Origin of the sequence: Amycolatopsis sp. CA-161197 (genome assembly GCF_050942255.1) — a bacterium.
Taxonomy (GTDB): domain Bacteria; phylum Actinomycetota; class Actinomycetes; order Mycobacteriales; family Pseudonocardiaceae; genus Amycolatopsis.
In genome coordinates this window covers 6,326,200-6,343,603 of the sequence record NZ_CP192059.1, presented here as the reverse complement: position 1 = coordinate 6,343,603, position 17,404 = coordinate 6,326,200, and the positions used below count along the sequence as shown (strand labels likewise).

The window sequence follows — 17,404 nt, the reverse complement described above, 5'->3', positions numbered from 1 at the left end:
CGGGCGGCGGTGCGGCTGTGGCGACGGGAATTCTGCTGGGCGCCCGGTGCCGGTGTCAATCGGGGACCGGCGCGTCAGAACCCGATGGCTTCGCGGAGCAACACGATGGTGCTGCGCCCCGGGAAGGGTTCCGCGTTGAGGACCAGCAGCCGGTTGACGGCGCTGGGCCAGCCGTAGGCGGCGAGGGCGCGTTCGCTTTCCAGCGGGAGGCAGTGGTCTTCGACGCGGCGCAGCGCGGTGTCCAGGTCGGGCACGATCTTCTGCGCGCCGACGATCCAGATCGCGCGGGCGGCGCCGCCGGAGGACGCGGGCAGCTGGCTGCCGCTGCCGGAGGCGATCACGAGCGAGCCGGTTTCGGTGACCGCGGCCGCGCTGCCCACGAGGAAGTCGGGGCTGGCGCGCAGCCGGCGGATGTCGTCGGCGTCGGCGGCGCGGTCCATGGCCAGGGTGCGGGGCTTGATCGCCTCGTACCGCCCGCTGGTGTTGAGGTCGTCGTCGATGCCGGACAAACGCAGCGTTTCGCTGGCCGCGGTGAGTACGCTGGCGCCCTCCGGGACCAGCTCGGCGACGCGGGTGCGGGCCGCGGCGACGTCGTCGAGGATCTCGACGGTGAAGCCGTGCGCGGTCAGCGCGGTGGCCGTGCGCTGCAGGCGCTGCGCGGAAGCGGGGGCGGTGAACAGCGAGGTGGTCATGGTGTCTCCTGCCGGCGGTCGAGGGTCTCACCCGCTCGACAACTCACGCCCCCGAAGTGTGAGGCGGGGTAGCGGCCTCACATTCGGGCGCGCTGTCGTGTCGTACTGCTGAGGACGAGACCGAGGGAGCTGCGCCGCGATGTCCAACCCGACCACCCCGCCCGAGCCGGGCTTGAGCGCGATCATGAGCGAGCGCCGGCACCTGACCAACCTCGCCTACCGGCTGCTCGGCTCCCTGGCCGAAGCCGAGGACGCCGTGCAGGAGACCTACGCCCGCTGGTACGCGCTGTCGCGGGAGCAGCAGGACGCCGTCGAGTCTCCCGGCGCGTGGCTGACGACGGTCGCCAGCCGCATCTGCCTCAACCTGCTCGGCTCGGCGCGCTCCCGGCGGGAGACCTACGTCGGCGAGTGGATCCCCGAGCCGCTGCCCGGGCCCGCGGAGTGGCCCGGCCGGGCGGGCGGCGCCGACCCGGCCGACCACGTGACGCTGGACGAGTCGGTCGGCATGGCGTTCCTCGTCGTGCTCGAGTCGATGACCCCGGCCGAGCGCGTGGCGTTCATCCTGCACGACGTGTTCCGCTACACGTTCGGCGAAGTCGCCGAGATCGTCGGCCGCACGCCCGCGGCCTGCCGGCAGCTGGCGTCTTCGGCCCGCCGGCGCGTCCGCGCGGCGCAGGTGCCCGCGAGCCCGGCGGCCCGGCACGCGAGCGTCGTGCGGGACTTCAAGCAGGCGTGGGAAGCCAAGGACATCGCGGCCCTGATCGGCCTGCTCGACCCCGACGCCACGGCGACCGCCGACGGCGGCGGCCGCGCCCTGACCTTCCTGCACCCCATCGAAGGCGCCGAGCGGATCGCGCGGGCCTGGGCCGAGCTCGCCCACCGCGCGCTCGGCACCACCACGCTGGCGGAACGCACCGTCAACGGCCAGCCCGGCCTCGTGGCCCAGCGCGACGGGATCACGCAGACGGTGTACGCGTTCGACGTCGCGGACGGCCGGATCAAGCACATCTGGGTGATCCGCAACCCCGAGAAACTCCGGCCCTGGCTGACGGGGCTGAAGCTCGGGTGAGCCGGGAGTGCTTCAGGGCTTTTCCCAGACCGACACGTGTTTGGTGCTGGCGGCCGTGAGCTCGGAACGATCCCAGTCCGCCCAGCGGTACTTCGGCTTCATCCCGGCGATGCGCGCCATGAGGTCCAGCTCGGCCGGCCAGACGTACCGGAAGGGGATGCGGCGAAACCGCCCCGTTCCGTCCGGTGCCACGGTGAGGTGGTTCGACGTGAACTCCTGCGTCACGACGTCGTACTGGTCGAACCCCACGTAGCCGGCGCCTTCGCGGCCGGGGACCACCGCGAACGGGACGGTGTCCTGCCCGGGCGGCAGGCGCCGCAGATCCGGCAGGCCCACCTCGACGAGGAACAGCCCGCCCGGCCGCAGATGCGCGGCCGCGTTGCGGAAGACGTCGACCTGCCCGTCCTGGGTGGTCACGTTGCCGATCGTGTTGAACACCAGGTACGCCAGCGAGAACTCACCCGCCACCCGCGTCGACGTCATGTCGCCGATCGTGACGTCGACCGCGGCACCGCCCGGCTTGCCCGCGATCCGCGCCGCCATGGCCCGGCTCAGCTCGATGCCGCTCACCCGCATGCCGCGCGCGGCCAGCGGGGCGGCGATCCGCCCGGTCCCGACGGCGAATTCGAGCACGGGGCCGTCGGCCAGCTCCTCGAGGACATCCACCGCCGGCGTCACCACTTCGGGCGCGTTCGCGCCACCCGGCTCGTCGTACCCCGCGGCCACGCTTTCCGGAAACCAGCCGTCGGCCGGATCGTCTCGATCGCCCATGGTCGTCGGACGCTACGCGTGCGGGCGTCGACTCCGCACGCCCATTTCGGAGCGGTATGTACCACCGTGGTGCGGACGCGTTCCCGGTCCGTGGACGGACGTGATTTTCGCTACGCCCGTTTTCCTGCGGTAAAGCGGGTTCTCAGCCACTTCATGGCTGCTTCACAGGCAGTGCGGCAAATGTGGTCGCATGATCCACTCCGCACCCGGGGGCCCGGCCGCACGATGACCACGACCGAGATCGCACCCGCCCCCGTGGCGGCCCCGGCGCGGGCGGCCCGCCTCCACCAGCTCGACCTGTACCGCGTGATCACCTTCGCCCTGGTGATCTTCATGCACGTGCTGGGGGCCACGACCTTCCCGCAGGACGTCGTGTCCGACGCGCTGGAGGCGCCGCTGCACCTCACGCGCGAGGCGTTCTTCGCGCTCACGACGTTCGTGCTCGTGTTCTCCTACCGCTCGCGCCCGCCGCGGCCGGTGGCGTTCTGGCGCCGGCGGGTGCCGCTGGTCGCGGTGCCGTACGTGGTCTGGTCGGTGCTGTACTGGGGCTATTCGCTGCTCACCGCCGAGCAGCCTGTCGGCTCCGTCGCCGCGGCCCTGCGCGCGCTCGGCATCGAGATCGCGAACGGCACGGCGTGGTACCACCTGTACTTCCTGCTCGTGACGCTGCAGGTGTACCTGCTGTTCCCGGTGCTGATGAAGCTGGTGCGGACGCTGGAGCGCCGGCCGTGGCTCGTGCTGGGGATCTCCGGTGCGGTGCAGATCGCGGTCACGTGTTTCCTGAGCTACCCGCCCGAAGGCGTGGAGTACTCGACCGTCAGCCGGTTCTTCACGACGCTGCTGCCGTACCAGTTCTACTCGGTGCTCGGCGCCGTCGCGGCCGTGCACTTCGAGACCGTGCAGGCGTGGGTGCGGCGGCACCGGTGGTTCGTGGCCGGCGGGCTGGTGGTGACGCTCGCCGTGGCCGAGACGGGCTACTTCGTGAGTGTCCACAACGGACTGTGGCCGGAGCTGGCGAGCGACGCGTTCCGGCCCTACCTCGTGCCGTGGTGCGTCGCGGCCATCGCGGGCCTATTCCTGGCGGGCACGCGCTGGGCGGAGGCGGGCCGGCCCGCCGGCCGTGTGGTGTCGTGGGCGGTGGACCGGTCGTTCGCGATCTTCCTCACGCACCCTTTCGCCCTGGCGCTGCTGAGCCCCTTGATCGCGTTCGTCGGCGACGGCGTGGGGGCGCCGTGGACGACCGTGGTCGTCTACCCGGCCACGGTCGCGCTGACGCTGCTGATCGTCGAACTGCTGCGGAGGCTGCCGTGGAGCAAGGCGCTGACGGGCCGGCCGCCCCTGGGGGTCAAGCGGGCGGCTGCTGCTGCCGCTCAGGCGTAGCGGCGGCCCGCTGGGGACAAGGCCACTCCGACTACTGGCCTGACCCGAGCATCCCGGTCCACGTCTCCACGAACGCCGGGAACGTTTTCCCGACCGTCGCGGGGTTTTCGACGCGGATGCCGGGCACGCGCAGGCCCAGCACGGCCGCGGCCATGACCAGGCGGTGGTCGTCGTAGGTGTGGAAGACGCCGCCGTGCAGCGGGGCCGGGGTGATGCGCAGGCCGTCGTCCGTTTCGGAGACGTCGCCGCCCAGTGCGGACAGCTCCGTGGCGAGCGCGGTGATGCGGTCGGTCTCGTGGCCGCGCAGGTGCGCGACGCCCCTGATCACCGACGGGCCGTCCGCGAAGCAGAGCAGCGCGGCGACCACCGGGGTCAGCTCGCCGACCTCGTGCAGGTCGAGCTCCACGCCCGGGATGTGCGAGCCGCCGGTGACGGCGAGGCCGCCGTCCTCGAGCCGGACCGACGCGCCGAGCGCCGGCAGGAAGGTGCGCAGCCAGTCGCCCGGCTGGGTCGTGGTGCTCGGCCAGCCCGCGACGCGCACGGTGCCGCCCGCGGCCACGGCGGCGGCCACGAAGGGCGCGGCCGTGGACAGGTCCGGCTCCACGATGTACTCGGGGCACGACAGCTTCGCCGGCGCGACGTGGAACTCCGCGCCTTCGCGCTCCACGGTGGCGCCGAAGCGGTGCAGCATGTCGAGCGTCATCGCGATGTGCGGCTCGCTCGGCGGCGCGTCGCCGACCAGGCGCACGGTCACGCCGCGATCGAACGCGGGGCCGGCCAGCAGCAGCGCGGAGAGGAACTGGCTCGAGGCCGACGAGTCGAGGTCGACCGTGCCGCCGCGGACGCCGCCGTCGCCGTGGACGGTGAAGGGCGGGGCACCGCGGCCGTCGTCGTCGATGCGCACGCCGAGGCGGCGCAGCGCGGTCAGCAGCGGGCCGATCGGGCGGCGGCGGATGGCCTCGTCGCCGTCGAAGAGTGCGGGGGAGTCGCCGAGCGCGGCGAGCGCCGGCGTGAAGCGGGCGACGGTGCCGGCGTTGCCGAGCGTGACCTCGACCGGCTCGCCGTGGCTGCTGCCGGTGGCGCCGAGCGGGTGGACGAGGAACCCGTCGGCGGTCTCCTCCGACCGGGCGCCCAGCGAGGCCAGCGCGCCGAGCATGAGCCGCGTGTCGCGCGAGTCGAGTGGCATGCGCACCCGCGTGGGCGCGCCCGCGAGCGCGGCCAGCACGTAGGCGCGGTTCGTGATCGACTTCGAGCCCGGGACGCGCACCCGCGCGTCGAGTGCCGCCGCCGCGACCGGCGCGGCCCACTGGTTTTCGTGCGCATCCGTCACGCACCGAAGCCTAGCGTGGTGGTCAGCGTCATCGCCGCCGCGCCGGGAACGGGCGTGAACGAGCGGATCGGCGTGCGTGCGATATGCTGGCGGCCCGTGGGACATCAGTCGCGGGCTACCAAGTTTGTCTTTGTCACCGGAGGCGTCGCCTCCTCTCTCGGTAAGGGATTGACGGCCTCGAGCCTCGGCCAGCTCCTTACCGCACGCGGGCTTCGCGTCACGATGCAGAAGCTCGACCCCTATCTCAACGTCGACCCCGGGACGATGAACCCGTTCCAGCACGGTGAGGTGTTCGTCACCGACGACGGTGCGGAGACGGACCTCGACATCGGGCACTACGAGCGGTTCCTCGACCGGGACCTCGACGGCAAGGCCAACGTCACGACCGGCCAGGTCTACTCGGAGGTCATCGCCAAGGAACGCCGCGGTGAGTACCTCGGCGACACGGTCCAGGTCATCCCGCACATCACGGACGAGATCAAGTCGCGCATCACCGCCGCGGCCGGTCCGGACGAGCACGGGAACACCCCGGACGTGGTCATCACCGAGGTCGGCGGCACGGTCGGCGACATCGAGTCGCTGCCGTTCCTCGAGGCGTGCCGCCAGGTGCGCCACGACGTCGGGCGGGACCACTGCTTCTTCCTGCACGTGTCGCTCGTGCCCTACCTGGCGCCGTCGGGTGAGCTCAAGACCAAGCCGACCCAGCACTCCGTGGCCGCGCTGCGCAACATCGGCATCCAGCCCGACGCGCTGGTCTGCCGGGCCGACCGGGAGATCCCCGAGGACCTCAAGCGCAAGATCGGCCTGATGTGCGACGTCGACTCGGAGGCGGTCATCGCCTGCCCGGACGCGCGCTCGATCTACGACATCCCCAAGGTGCTGCACGGCGAGGCGCTCGACGCCTACGTGGTGCGCCGCCTGGGGCTGCCGTTCCGCGACGTCGACTGGACGGTGTGGGGCGACCTGCTCAACCGGGTGCACAACCCGAGCGAGACGGTGCGGATCGCCGTGGTGGGCAAGTACATCGACCTGCCCGACGCGTACCTGTCGGTCACCGAGGCCCTCCGCGCGGGCGGGTTCGCCCACCGCGCCAAGGTCGAGATCGTGTGGGTCGCCTCGGACGACGCGCAGACCGCGTCGGGCGCCGCTTCGGTGCTGTCCGATGTGGACGGCGTGCTGATCCCCGGCGGGTTCGGCATCCGCGGCATCGAGGGCAAGGTCGGCGCCATCGAGTACGCCCGCACGCGCGGCGTGCCGCTGCTCGGGCTGTGCCTGGGCCTGCAGTGCATGGTCATCGAGGGCGCGCGGCACCTGGCGGGCATCGAGGACGCGAACTCGGCGGAGTTCGACGAGAACACCACGCACCCGGTGATCTCGACGATGGCCGACCAGCGTGACGTGGTCGCGGGCGAGCGGGACATGGGCGGCACGATGCGCCTGGGCGCGTACCCGGCGAAGCTCAAGCCGGGCTCGCAGGTCGCGAAGGCGTACGGCAGCACCGAGGTCTCCGAGCGCCACCGCCACCGCTACGAGGTCAACAACACCTACCGCAAGCAGCTGTCGGACGCCGGGCTCGTCTTCTCCGGCACCTCGCCCGACGACCGCCTGGTCGAGTTCGTGGAGCTGCCGGCCGACGTGCACCCGTTCTTCGTCGGCACGCAGGCGCACCCGGAGCTCAAGAGCCGCCCGACGCGGCCGCACCCGCTCTTCAGCGCGTTCGTGAAGGCCGTGGTGGACCGCAAGGTCGCCGAGCGGCTGCCGGTGGAGCTCGCCGAGGCGCCCGTGGCGGCCCGGTGACCGAGCCCGGCACGCACGAGTTCACGGTCGCCGGCAGCGAGGTCGTCCACATCGGACGCGTCGTCGGCCTGCGGGTCGACGACGTGGTGATGCCCGGCGGCGGCACGGCGAAGCGCGAGGTCGTGGAGCACCTCGGTGCCGTCGCGATCCTGGCGCTCGACGGCAGTGGTGCCGATGCCGCGGTCACGATGGTCCACCAGTACCGGCACCCGCTCGGGCACCGGCTGTGGGAGCTGCCGGCCGGCCTGATCGACAAGCCGGGGGAGGACCCCGTCGACGCGGCGAAGCGCGAGCTCGTGGAGGAGGTCGGGCTGGCGGCGGACGAGTGGTCGACGCTCGTGGACGTGGCCGCCTCGCCCGGGTTCACCGACGAGGTCGTGCGCGTGTTCCTCGCGCGCGGTCTGTCCGAAGTGGACCGCGAGGTGCTCGGCGAGGAGGAGGCCGACCTCGTGGTGAAGAAGTTCCCGCTCGCCGAAGCCGTCGCCATGACGCTCTCGGGTGAGCTGGTGAACGGCGCGACCGTCTCCGGTGTGCTGGCCGCCCACGCGGTGCTCACCGGCGCGGTGAAGGCCCGTCCGGCCGACGCGCCGTGGCGCGACCGTCCCACCCGCTTCGCCCGGCGCCGAGCGGAAGGCTGATCTGCCCGTCCGTGCCCGCCGCGCGTCGGCGGGCACGGACGGCCCGGCGGCCTAGAGTGTGACCCCGTGACGGGCACGGGCAGGACGGCGGTGGGGGACGTGATCGCTGCGTACCTGGACCACCTCGTGGTCGAGCGCGGCACCGCCCGCAACACGCTCGACAGCTACGCCCGCGACCTGCGCCGCTACGCCGCGCACCTCGCCGCCGCGGACGTCACGCGGTTCCCGGACGTGACGCCGGCGCACGTCACGTCGTTCGGCGCGGCCCTGCGCGAAGGCGACGAGGAGCACCGGCCGCTCGCCGCGTCCTCGGCCGCGCGGGCGCTGGTCGCCGTGCGCGGGCTGCACAAGTTCGCCCACGCCGACGGCATCACCGAGCACGACCCCGCACGCGAGGTCCGCCCGCCGGCCGCGGCGAAGCGGCTGCCCAAGGCGCTGCCCGTGACCGACGTCCTCAAGCTGCTCGAGACCCCGCCGCCCGACGGCGAGCGCGCCCTGCGCGACCGGGCGCTGCTCGAACTGCTCTACTCCACCGGCGCCCGGATCTCCGAAGCCGTGGGGCTCGACGTGGACGACGTCGACGACACCGACCGCACCGTGCTGCTCGACGGCAAGGGCGGCAAGCAGCGGCTCGTCCCGATCGGCCGCCCCGCGGTGGAGGCGCTGCACGCCTACCTCGTGCGGGCCCGCCCGGTGCTCGCGGCGCACGGGCGCGGCACGTCCGCGATGTTCCTCAACGTGCGCGGCAGCCGGCTTTCCCGGCAGAGCGCGTGGCAGGTCCTCAAGGACACGGCCGAACGCGCGGGCATCACCGCCGACGTCTCGCCCCACACCCTGCGCCACTCGTTCGCCACGCACCTGCTCGAAGGCGGCGCCGACGTGCGCGTGGTGCAGGAGCTGCTGGGCCACGCCTCGGTGACGACGACGCAGGTCTACACGCTCGTCACGGTCAATACGCTGCGCGAGGTGTACGCGACGGCGCACCCGCGCGCACTGGGCTGACCGGTCCTCAGGGCATCAGCCACCAGTGGTGACTTCGCGCGCCCGGCCCGGCGCGGCGCTTTGCCGGGGCTCCGACTCCCCGCATAGGCTGCCTCCGACGCCGAAACAAGGAGCTTTCCCGCCATGTCGACACCGAACCAGCCGGAGCGCCCGGCCGCGTCCGCCGGTTCGGCCGCGGCGAGCCTCTCCCAGGCGCACATCGCCACCCCCGCGAACCACGACGGCGACGAACCGTCCGACAGCCCGCGCCTGAGCCGCGCCGAGAGAGCCCGGGCGCGCGCGAAGGAGCGCGAAGAGAGCGGCATCGGCCCCACCGGCCGGCCGCTGCGCGAGATCCCCGAACCGGCGCCGCTGGACCACCACGGCCCGGCCAAGGTGCTCGCCATGTGCAACCAGAAGGGCGGCGTCGGCAAGACCACGTCGACCATCAACCTGGGTGCGGCGCTCGCCGAGTGCGGGCGTCGCGTGCTGCTCGTGGACTTCGACCCGCAGGGCGCCCTGTCGGTGGGTCTCGGCATCCAGCCGCACGAGCTGGACCAGACGGTCTACAACGTCATCATGGAGCGCTCAGTCGGCATCGAGGACGTGCTCCGCAAAACCCGCGTCGACGGCGTTGACCTGCTGCCGAGCAACATCGACCTGTCCGCGGCGGAGGTCCAGCTCGTCGCAGAGGTAGGGCGCGAACACACGTTGTTACGGGTCCTTCGTCCGGTCATGAACGACTACGACTATGTTCTTGTCGACTGCCAGCCCTCGCTCGGCCTGTTGACGGTGAACGCATTGACCGCCGCGGACGGTGTGATCATCCCCCTGGAGTGCGAGTTCTTCAGTCTGCGAGGCGTCGCGCTCCTGATCGACACGATCGAGAAGGTGCAGGAACGCCTCAACCCCAAACTGGACATCACGGGGATTCTCGCCACGATGTACGACCCGAGAACCCTGCACTCGAAGGAGGTCATGGCTCGCGTGGTGGAGGCATTCGGCGACATCGTGTTCGACACGGTGATCAACCGCACCGTGCGGTTCCCCGAGACGACAGTCGCGGGTGAGCCGATCACGACCTGGGCCCCCAAGTCGGCCGGCGCGGCAGCCTATCGCGCGCTGGCTCGCGAGGTGATCGCTCGGTGAGCAGGCGCGCTTCCCTGCCCGGAGCGTCGGAACTCTTCCGCCTCACCTCCAGTCCTGCCGGCCCGGCACTCGAGCGCCCGGCGGCGCCCGCCCCGGCCGAACCGCTCCCGAAGAAGAGCGCGGACGCCGACCAGCTCAGCCGCGCCGCCGCGCGCAGCGGCTCCGGCCGCACGAAGCACGACGCGAAGATCACCGTGTACGTCTCGGGCGACGAGCTGCTCGCGATGGAGCAGACCCGGCTGAACCTGCGGGCCAAGCACAACCTCGTGGTCGACCGCGGCCGCCTGGTGCGCGAGGCGGTGGCCGTGCTGATCGCGGACTTCGACCAGCGCGGTGAAGAGTCGGTGCTGGTCCAGCGATTGCAGGCGATGGAAGAAGAAGGCGGAACCGAGGGCTGATGGACGAACCGGCATCGGCCGAGCAGCCGGAGCCGGACGCCGCGGCCCCGGGTACCGAGACGCCGATCCAGCACGAGACTCCGCTCCCGGACGACACTTCGGGCCCGGCAGAGACTGAGGGCCCGGCCGAGACCGCGGCCCAGAGTGAGTCGGCGGGTGGGACTCCGCTCCCGGAAGACACGCCGGGTGCGGAGGAGAAGCCCGTCGAGCACGAGACCGTGCACGGCGGGACGATCCCGGCGGGCTACGCCGAGGAGCTCAGCACCTCGAAGTTCAAGGTGCGCCTCAAGAACTTCGAGGGGCCTTTCGACCTGCTGCTGCAGCTGATCTCGCAGCACCAGCTCGACGTCACCGAGGTCGCGCTGCACACGGTCACCGACGACTTCATCGCCTACACGCGTGCGCTCGGGTCTGACTGGAACCTCGACGAGACCACGGAGTTCCTGGTCATCGCCGCGACCCTGCTGGACCTCAAGGCCGCGCGGCTGCTGCCGTCGGCCGAGGTGGAGAACGAGGACGACCTCGCACTCCTGGAAGCCCGCGACCTGCTCTTCGCGCGGGTGCTGCAGTACCGCGCGTACAAGCAGGTGGCGGCGCTGTTCGGCGAGCTTGAACAGGGCGCGCTGCGACGCTACCCGCGCTCGGTGGCGCTGGAGGAGCGTTACGTCGGGCTGCTGCCCGAGGTGATGCTCGGCGTGACCCCGCAGAAGTTCGCGGAGATCGCCGTCTCGGTCTTCAAGCCCAAGCCGCCGCCGACGGTGTCGCTGGCGCACCTGCACATGGGCCGCGTGTCCGTGCGCGAGCACGCGGCGCTGCTGCGGGTGAAGCTCGCGGAGGCGGGGCAGGCCACGTTCAAGGAGCTCGTGGAGGACTGCGAGCACACCGTGGAGATCGTCGCGCGATTCCTCGCGCTGCTGGAGCTGTACCGCGAGTCGACGGTGCAGTTCGAACAGCTCGAGGCGCTCGCCGAGCTCCATGTGCGCTGGACCGGCGGCAGCGTCGCGGAGGCCTCGGTCGCCGCCGAACACGACCGCGCCGCGGCCGACGAAGAGGAGTACGGGTGAGCACCGAAGACGACCGCGCGCCGGCCGTCGAAGCGATCGACCTCGACGAGGTCGTGCCGACGGAGACCTCGGTGTCCGAGCCGCCCGAACACGGTGCCGCGCCGGAAGGTTCGCCGCGGGAGGAGGACGCCGCCGAGGCTTCGCACGGCGAAGCGGCCGAAAGCGACAGCACCCCGCAGGCGGCCGAGGCGAGCGCGGAGGAGGCCGAGCCGGAGGCGACCGAAGGTCAGGCGGAAACCGAGCCGGAACCCGAGGCCGTCGAGCCGACCGAGGTCCGAGCCGACGCCGACACCGAGGCCGCCGAGGCGAGCGAGGCGCACCCGGAGCCCGAGTCCACCGAGCCGGAAGCCGAGCCCGCCGAGCCCAGCGCTGAGCCGGAACCCGAGGCCGTCGAGGCGAGCGCTGAGCCGGAAGCCGAGTCCGCCGAGCGGGTAACCGACTCCGCCACCGAGAGCCCCGAAGCCGAATCGGGCGAGGGCGAGCCGGTCGACCCGGCAGCCGGAGCCGAGCAGCCCGAGCCGGAGGAAGGCGTCGAGCCGGTCAGCGACCTGCCCGACGTGACGTCCGACGAGGCGCTGGAGGCCGCGCTCGAGGCGCTGCTGCTCGTCGTCGACTCGCCGGCGGGGGAGCAGATGCTGGCCGACACCGTGGATCAGCCGGTGGCGCGGGTCACCGTCGCGCTGCGGACGATGGCGCAGCGGCTCACCGAGCGGGGCAGCGGGATCGACCTGCGGCGCGTCGGTGAGGGGTGGCGGTTCTACACTAGGGACACGTACGCCCCGTTCGTGGAGAAGCTCCTGCTCGACGGCCAGCGGTCGAAGCTGACCCGGGCCGCGCTGGAGAGCCTCGCCGTGATCGCGTACCGGCAGCCGGTGACCAGGGCCAGGGTCGCCGCGGTGCGCGGGGTCAACGTCGACGGCGTGATCCGCACCCTGCTGGCCCGCGGCCTCATCGAAGAGATGGGCACCGACCCGGAGACGACGGGCACGCTGTACGTGACGACCGAGCTGTTCCTGGAGCGACTGGGGCTGTCGTCGCTGAACGACCTGCCCCCGATCGCTCCGCTGCTACCCGAAGTGGACACCATCGATGACATCTGACCAGCACCCCGACGGCGTCCGGCTGCAGAAGGTCCTCTCCCAGGCCGGCATCGCCTCGCGGCGCGCGGCCGAGGACCTGATCGTGGAGGGCCGGGTGGAGGTGGACGGCCAGATCGTCACCGAGCTGGGCCGCCGCGTCGACCCGGTCGAGGCCGTGATCCACGTCGACGGCACGCGCGTGAACCTGCGCGACGACCTCGTGTACCTCGCCTTCAACAAGCCCAAGGGCGTGCACTCGACGATGTCGGACGACCGCGGCCGCCCATGCGTCGGCGACTACCTGCGCGGCCGCTGGGAGGAGACCCCCGGCGTCGTCCACGTGGGCCGGCTCGACGAGAACACCGAAGGCCTGCTGCTGCTCACCAACGACGGCGACCTCGGCCACCGGCTGATGCACCCGTCGTACAACGTGCTCAAGACCTACTTCGCGGAGGTCGAGGGTCTCGTGCCGCGCGGGCTCGGCAAGGAGCTGCGCGCGGGCTGGGAGCTGCCCGACGGCATCGTGAAGGTCGACCAGTTCCGCGTGAAGGACATGCACTCCGGCCGCAGCATGATCGAGCTCGTGATCCACGAGGGGCGCAAGCACATCGTGCGCCGGCTCATGGCCTCGACCGGCCACCCCGTGCGCAAGCTCGTGCGCACGGCGATCGGCGACGTGCAGCTGGGCGCCCAGCGCCCCGGCACGATCCGCAGGCTCAACCGCGGTGAGGTCGGCTCGCTGTACCGAAACGTGGACCTGTAAACACCGGCTTTCCACCCTGGCGACCTGATCGACGCCCCGGGTTCGCCGGCGGCGTCGAGCCGGTCGGGTCGAAGTTGCGGCGACCGGCCGCATCGGTGGATCGTCGTGGCCTAACGGCGGGCTGAACCGAGGTCTGCACGGACGAGGTCACGCCGCGGCTCGACAGCGGGCTTCGTTCAGGAGCCGCCCGTCCCCGCACCTGCCGCGGCACTCAAGCCCCGGACGGGGGAAGGGTGACTCCCGAGCCCGGCCCCGTCCCGCGAGTGCGGCACACCTTCCGATCGTTTCGCGCGAGTCCGGCCGTCGCCGGCGACCAGACGCTGGAGCCCGATCACGTAGCCGGCCTCGCTGCGACACGCGCGAGGCTCGGCGTCGCGCTGCGATCGCCCCGTCATCAGCTCTGCAGGGAGCCATGATCCCGTTGTGAGACAAGGCCGCGCCGACGATTTCGTCCCGTTGGGACACCGGATCGCCGAGGCCCGCGCGGCCGTCCTTCTCCTTCCCTCCGGACACCGCCGGACCAGTACGGCTCCGTGGCGCGCCGGCCAGACGAGGCCGGCGCCGTCGAGCCGCCGCACCTCCCGGTCGCCGGCCGCGCAAGTGGTGGGCTGCCGCTCGATCACCTACCGGCGCCGGGGTGCGCGCCCATCGCCGTTCCGGCAAGCGGAACGTGATCGACAGGGAAGTCATTGATCCGACCGCGGGTGATCACAGCGGTCTGGTCGGGCTTGCATGTGGGGATAGCCTCAATGTCCGCAGATTCGACTCGACCTCTTCAGGTGGACGCCCGTTCCGGCTACAGTCGTCGCCAGATGGAGTGTTTCTTCTGACGGAACGAGGTTCGAGTGGCTTCAGCGGCAGCTCTCGACGGACTACGCGTGCTCGACGTGTCGACGATCCTGGCGGGCCCGTTCTGCTGTCAGATCCTCGGTGACTTCGGTGCCGACGTGATCAAGATCGAGCACCCGCGCAACGGCGACAACATGCGCGGCCACGGCCGGAGCAAGAACGGCGTCCCGCTGTGGTGGAAGGAGATCAGCCGCAACAAGCGGACCGTCGCCCTCGACCTCAAGGACGAGCGCGGCGGCGAGGTGTTCCGTGCTCTGGCGAAGACGGCGGACGTCGTCGTCGAGAACTTCCGTCCGGGGACCCTCGAGCGGTGGGGCATCGGCCCCGACGCGCTGTTCGCCGAGAACCCCGGGCTGGTGCTCGTGCGGCTCACCGGCTTCGGCCAGACCGGTCCCTACGCCGGCCGGGCCGGCTTCGGCACGCTCGTCGAAGCCATGAGCGGCTTCGCTTCGCTGACCGGGCAGCCCGACGGCCCGCCGACCTTGCCGGCCTTCGGCCTGGCCGACAGCATCTGCGGGATCGCCGCTTCGTCGGCCGTGATGATGGCGCTCCGCCACCGCGACCGGACCGGCGAGGGACAGGTCGTCGACATGAGCCTGCTCGAGCCGATCATGGCAGCCGTCGGGCCCGGTCCGACGATCTACCAGCAGCTCGGCGAGGTCGAGCAGCGCCATGGCAACCGGTCGACCAACAACGCGCCGCGCAACACCTACCGGACCTCGGACGGCGGGTGGGTGGCCGTTTCCACCAGCGCCCAGCGGATCGCCGAACGGGTGCTGGAGCTGGTCGGCCATCCCGAGGTGATCAGCGAACCGTGGTTCGCCACCGGCGGCGGCCGGGCGGCGCACGTCGACCTGCTCGACGACTACGTCGGCAGCTGGATCGCGCAGCGCAGCCGTGACGAGGTCATCAGCGCCTTCACCGAGGCCGGTGCCGCCATCGCCGCCGTCTACGACGCCCGCGACCTGGTCGAGGATCCCCACGTGCGGGAGACGCAGATGCTGCTGGAGGTCGACGACGCCGACTTCGGGCCGCTGCTGCAGCACAACGTGATGTGGCGGATGAGCGCTTCGCCGGGGGCGATCAGGTTCACCGGCCGCGGGCTGGGCGAGAACACCGACGAAGTCTTGACCGAGGCCGGCCTCGAGGCCGGCCGGATCGCCGAGCTCAAGGAGAGTGGGATCATCCGATGACCGATGCATTGCTCAGCGCGGTTCAGGGCGGGCTGGACGTGGTCGACCTGGGACGACAGCTGCGGGTCGGCATGCCCCAGTCCCCGAACCACCCCCAGTTCTGGCACACCCTGCCGCGCCGCCACGGCGACATGACGCGTGCCGACGGGGGCAGCGCCGCCAATGACATGATCACGATGGGCTGCCACGTGGGCACGCACATCGACGCGCTGGCGCACGTCTCGCACGACGGGCTCATGTTCGGCGGCGTCGACGCGATGCAGGCCGGGGTCGGTGGCAAGTACGACGCGCTCGGCGTTCACTCCATCGCGCCGATGATCCGCCGTGGTGTGCTCCTCGACATCGCGGGACTGCACGGAGTCGGCTGCCTCGACGGCGGCTACGAGATCACCGTCGGCGACCTGGAAGCGGCCGCCAAGAACGCGGACGGCGGTGTCGGTGAGGGAGACGTGGTGCTCATCCGCAGCGGCTGGGGCACGAAGTTCGCCGAGGGCGGCGCCTACGTGGGCGGGCCGTCCGGGGTCCCGGGGGTCGGCGAGGCCGGCGCTCAGTGGCTCGCCGAGCGGCGCATCCACGCCGCCGGCGCCGACACCATCGCGTTCGAGCGGCTCGCGCCCGGTGGTGGGCACGCGCTGCTGCCGGCACACCGTGTCCTGCTCGTCGAGAGCGGGATCTACCTCATCGAGGCGCTCGACCTCGAGGAGCTGGCCGGCCGCGGGTGGGCGGAGTTCACGCTCGTGCTGGTGCCGCTCAACATCTACGGCGCGACCGGGTCGCCGGTGCGCCCGCTGGCGGTGCGTACCGCGTGAGCGAGCAGACCCTGGCCCAGCAGCTCGGCGCCTTCGCGGCCGGCACGTCCTACGACGACCTCCCGGCCGAGGTCGTGGAGAGCGTGAAGATGCGGGTGCTCGACATCCTCGGCATCGCCGCCGCCGCCAGCACGCTCGAAACCAGCCGCTCCGCGCGGGAGTGGGCCGCCAGCCAGGGCGGGACGGGCGCCGCCTCGGCCGTCGGTGTGCCCGGCCGGCTGCCCGCCAACATGGCCGCCTTCGTCAACGGGGTCCTCGCTCACTCCCTCGACTACGACGACACCCATCTGCCGTCGGTCCTTCATCCGAGCGCCTCGGTCGTCCCTGCGGCACTGGCCGCCGCCGAGCGTGCCGGCGCGGACGGTCGTGAGCTCATCCGGGCGGTCGCGATCGGGATCGAGATCTGCGTCCGGCTCGGCATGGCCGGTTACGACCAGGCGAGCAACAACTCCGTCTTCTTCGAGCACGGCCAGCACGCCACGTCGATCTGCGGCGCGATGGGTGCCTCGGTCGCGGCGACGCTGCTCGCCGGTGGCGATGAGCAAGCCGTCGTCGATGCGCTCGGCGTCACGGCCTCGCTGGCCTCGGGCATCATCGAGGCCAACCGCACCGGCGGCACGGTCAAGCGGATCCACTGCGGGTGGGCGGCGCACGCGGCTGTCTCCGCGGCGGAGCTGGTCAAGCTCGGCCTGACCGGTCCGCCCACGGTGCTCGAGGGCCGGTTCGGCTTCTTCCAGGCCTGGCTGCACGGCATCTTCGACCCGGCGGCCATCGTCGACGGGCTGGGGACCGAGTGGTCGGTCCCGGGCATCTTCTTCAAGCCCTACCCGGCGAACCATTTCACGCACGCGGCCGTCGACGCCGCCGCGCAGCTGCGCGCGGACGGCGTACGGGTCGAGGACATCGTCTCGCTCCAGCTCGGCGTACCGGCGCAGAACCTGCGCACGGTGGGGGAGCCGATCGAGGTGAAGCGGACGCCGCAGACCGGCTACATGGCCCAGTTCAGCGGTCCCTACGCGGTCGTGCTCGGCCTGCTGGGCGGCTCCGGTCTCGGTGCCGGGCTCGACGACTACACCGACGAACTCGCGCAGGACCCCGAGCGAAGAGCGTTGATGGCGAAGGTGGACGTGACGGCCGACGAGCGGTGCACGGAGATCTTCCCGCACCAGTTCCCCGCGGTGCTCACGGCGCGGCTCAAGGACGGCCGCGAGGTGGTGGCCGAGGTGTTCACGAACCGCGGTGGCCCGCAGCGACCGCTCTCGTTCGAAGAGCTGGCCGCCAAGTTCCACGACAACGCCCGGCGGGTGCTGCCTCCCGATCGGGCCGACGAACTCGCGGCGGCCTGCCGCACGCTCGAGGACTGCACCGACCTCATGGAGCTGCTCGCTTCCCTGACGAAGGTCGACGACCCAGCTCGCACGTAGGACGAACAACCGAAGGAT

General features: G+C 71.8%; 16 protein-coding genes. 13 read left to right on the top strand and 3 right to left on the bottom strand.

The features are described 5' to 3' along the window. Positions 1–74: 74 nt before the first annotated feature. Entirely contained in the window at positions 75–692 is a 618-nt protein-coding gene (locus tag ACQPXB_RS29600; RefSeq protein ID WP_366588481.1) for an LUD domain-containing protein, read from the bottom strand. A 139-nt stretch (positions 693–831) separates the two neighbouring features. Between ACQPXB_RS29600 and sigJ the strand changes: the two genes are divergently transcribed. Beyond that, positions 832–1,761, top strand: a complete 930-nt coding sequence (gene sigJ, locus ACQPXB_RS29595) for an RNA polymerase sigma factor SigJ (RefSeq protein WP_366588483.1) — start codon at positions 832–834, stop codon at positions 1,759–1,761. 12 nt (positions 1,762–1,773) lie between these two features. Here sigJ and ACQPXB_RS29590 read toward each other — a convergent pair whose 3' ends face one another. Continuing rightward, the gene (locus ACQPXB_RS29590; protein WP_432845204.1) at positions 1,774–2,532 is read right to left on the bottom strand and encodes a class I SAM-dependent DNA methyltransferase; all 759 of its coding nucleotides are present in this window, start codon (positions 2,530–2,532) and stop codon (positions 1,774–1,776) included. Between the two features lie 225 nt (positions 2,533–2,757). Here ACQPXB_RS29590 and ACQPXB_RS29585 point away from each other — a divergent pair, with 225 nt between their 5' ends. After that, complete coding sequence (locus ACQPXB_RS29585) at positions 2,758–3,912, top strand: acyltransferase (RefSeq protein WP_432845203.1); 1,155 nt, start codon at positions 2,758–2,760, stop codon at positions 3,910–3,912. A 31-nt stretch (positions 3,913–3,943) separates the two neighbouring features. Here ACQPXB_RS29585 and aroA read toward each other — a convergent pair whose 3' ends face one another. Beyond that, positions 3,944–5,242 carry a 3-phosphoshikimate 1-carboxyvinyltransferase gene (gene aroA, locus ACQPXB_RS29580; RefSeq protein ID WP_432845202.1) on the bottom strand — a complete coding sequence of 433 codons (1,299 nt, stop codon included), beginning with the start codon at positions 5,240–5,242 and terminating at the stop codon, positions 3,944–3,946. Positions 5,243–5,338: 96 nt separating this feature from the next. On the opposite strand from aroA, the gene ACQPXB_RS29575 reads away from it, so the two are divergent. The 11 genes from ACQPXB_RS29575 (at position 5,339) to ACQPXB_RS29525 (ending at position 17,386) form a co-directional block, all read left to right on the top strand. Further along, on the top strand, positions 5,339–7,039 hold the full coding sequence (locus ACQPXB_RS29575) for a CTP synthase (protein WP_366588494.1): 1,701 nt from the start codon (positions 5,339–5,341) through the stop codon (positions 7,037–7,039). Next, complete coding sequence (locus tag ACQPXB_RS29570) at positions 7,036–7,677, top strand: NUDIX domain-containing protein (protein ID WP_432845201.1); 642 nt, start codon at positions 7,036–7,038, stop codon at positions 7,675–7,677. Before ACQPXB_RS29575 ends, ACQPXB_RS29570 begins: the two co-directional genes overlap by 4 nt. A gap of 99 nt (positions 7,678–7,776) precedes the next feature. Then, a complete protein-coding gene (gene xerD / locus ACQPXB_RS29565; protein WP_366588564.1) occupies positions 7,777–8,679 on the top strand; it encodes a site-specific tyrosine recombinase XerD in 903 nt (300 codons plus the stop codon). A gap of 123 nt (positions 8,680–8,802) precedes the next feature. Beyond that, positions 8,803–9,807, top strand: coding sequence for a ParA family protein (locus tag ACQPXB_RS29560; RefSeq protein WP_366588498.1), 1,005 nt, complete (start codon positions 8,803–8,805; stop codon positions 9,805–9,807). Then, positions 9,804–10,205: a cobyrinic acid a,c-diamide synthase gene (locus ACQPXB_RS29555; RefSeq protein ID WP_386954349.1), complete on the top strand. Its 402-nt coding sequence runs from the start codon at positions 9,804–9,806 to the stop codon at positions 10,203–10,205. Before ACQPXB_RS29560 ends, ACQPXB_RS29555 begins: the two co-directional genes overlap by 4 nt. After that, a complete protein-coding gene (locus tag ACQPXB_RS29550) occupies positions 10,205–11,269 on the top strand; it encodes a segregation and condensation protein A (protein ID WP_386954352.1) in 1,065 nt (354 codons plus the stop codon). The genes ACQPXB_RS29555 and ACQPXB_RS29550 overlap by 1 nt, the downstream gene beginning before the upstream one ends. Positions 11,270–11,340: 71 nt before the next feature. Continuing rightward, complete coding sequence (gene scpB / locus ACQPXB_RS29545) at positions 11,341–12,369, top strand: SMC-Scp complex subunit ScpB (RefSeq protein ID WP_432856839.1); 1,029 nt, start codon at positions 11,341–11,343, stop codon at positions 12,367–12,369. Continuing rightward, complete coding sequence (locus tag ACQPXB_RS29540) at positions 12,359–13,111, top strand: pseudouridine synthase (protein ID WP_220241922.1); 753 nt, start codon at positions 12,359–12,361, stop codon at positions 13,109–13,111. The genes scpB and ACQPXB_RS29540 overlap by 11 nt, the downstream gene beginning before the upstream one ends. Before the next feature lie 845 nt (positions 13,112–13,956). Beyond that, on the top strand, positions 13,957–15,153 hold the full coding sequence (locus ACQPXB_RS29535; RefSeq protein WP_220241921.1) for a CaiB/BaiF CoA transferase family protein: 1,197 nt from the start codon (positions 13,957–13,959) through the stop codon (positions 15,151–15,153). Then, entirely contained in the window at positions 15,150–15,962 is an 813-nt protein-coding gene (locus tag ACQPXB_RS29530; RefSeq protein ID WP_220241920.1) for a cyclase family protein, read from the top strand. Before ACQPXB_RS29535 ends, ACQPXB_RS29530 begins: the two co-directional genes overlap by 4 nt. Continuing rightward, positions 15,959–17,386 carry an MmgE/PrpD family protein gene (locus ACQPXB_RS29525; protein WP_366588507.1) on the top strand — a complete coding sequence of 476 codons (1,428 nt, stop codon included), beginning with the start codon at positions 15,959–15,961 and terminating at the stop codon, positions 17,384–17,386. Before ACQPXB_RS29530 ends, ACQPXB_RS29525 begins: the two co-directional genes overlap by 4 nt. Positions 17,387–17,404: the final 18 nt, after the last annotated feature.

Excerpts from the sequence above, each read along its gene's own strand:
- ACQPXB_RS29600 (WP_366588481.1), bottom strand. The coding sequence starts at position 692 with ATGACCACCTCGCTGTTCACCGCCCCCGCTTCCGCGCAGCGCCTGCAG.
- ACQPXB_RS29540 (WP_220241922.1), top strand. The coding sequence starts at position 12,359 with ATGACATCTGACCAGCACCCCGACGGCGTCCGGCTGCAGAAGGTCCTC.
- sigJ (WP_366588483.1), top strand. The coding sequence starts at position 832 with ATGTCCAACCCGACCACCCCGCCCGAGCCGGGCTTGAGCGCGATCATG.
- ACQPXB_RS29550 (WP_386954352.1), top strand. The coding sequence starts at position 10,205 with ATGGACGAACCGGCATCGGCCGAGCAGCCGGAGCCGGACGCCGCGGCC.
- ACQPXB_RS29530 (WP_220241920.1), top strand. The coding sequence starts at position 15,150 with ATGACCGATGCATTGCTCAGCGCGGTTCAGGGCGGGCTGGACGTGGTC.
- ACQPXB_RS29590 (WP_432845204.1), bottom strand. The coding sequence starts at position 2,532 with ATGGGCGATCGAGACGATCCGGCCGACGGCTGGTTTCCGGAAAGCGTG.
- ACQPXB_RS29560 (WP_366588498.1), top strand. The coding sequence starts at position 8,803 with ATGTCGACACCGAACCAGCCGGAGCGCCCGGCCGCGTCCGCCGGTTCG.
- ACQPXB_RS29585 (WP_432845203.1), top strand. The coding sequence starts at position 2,758 with ATGACCACGACCGAGATCGCACCCGCCCCCGTGGCGGCCCCGGCGCGG.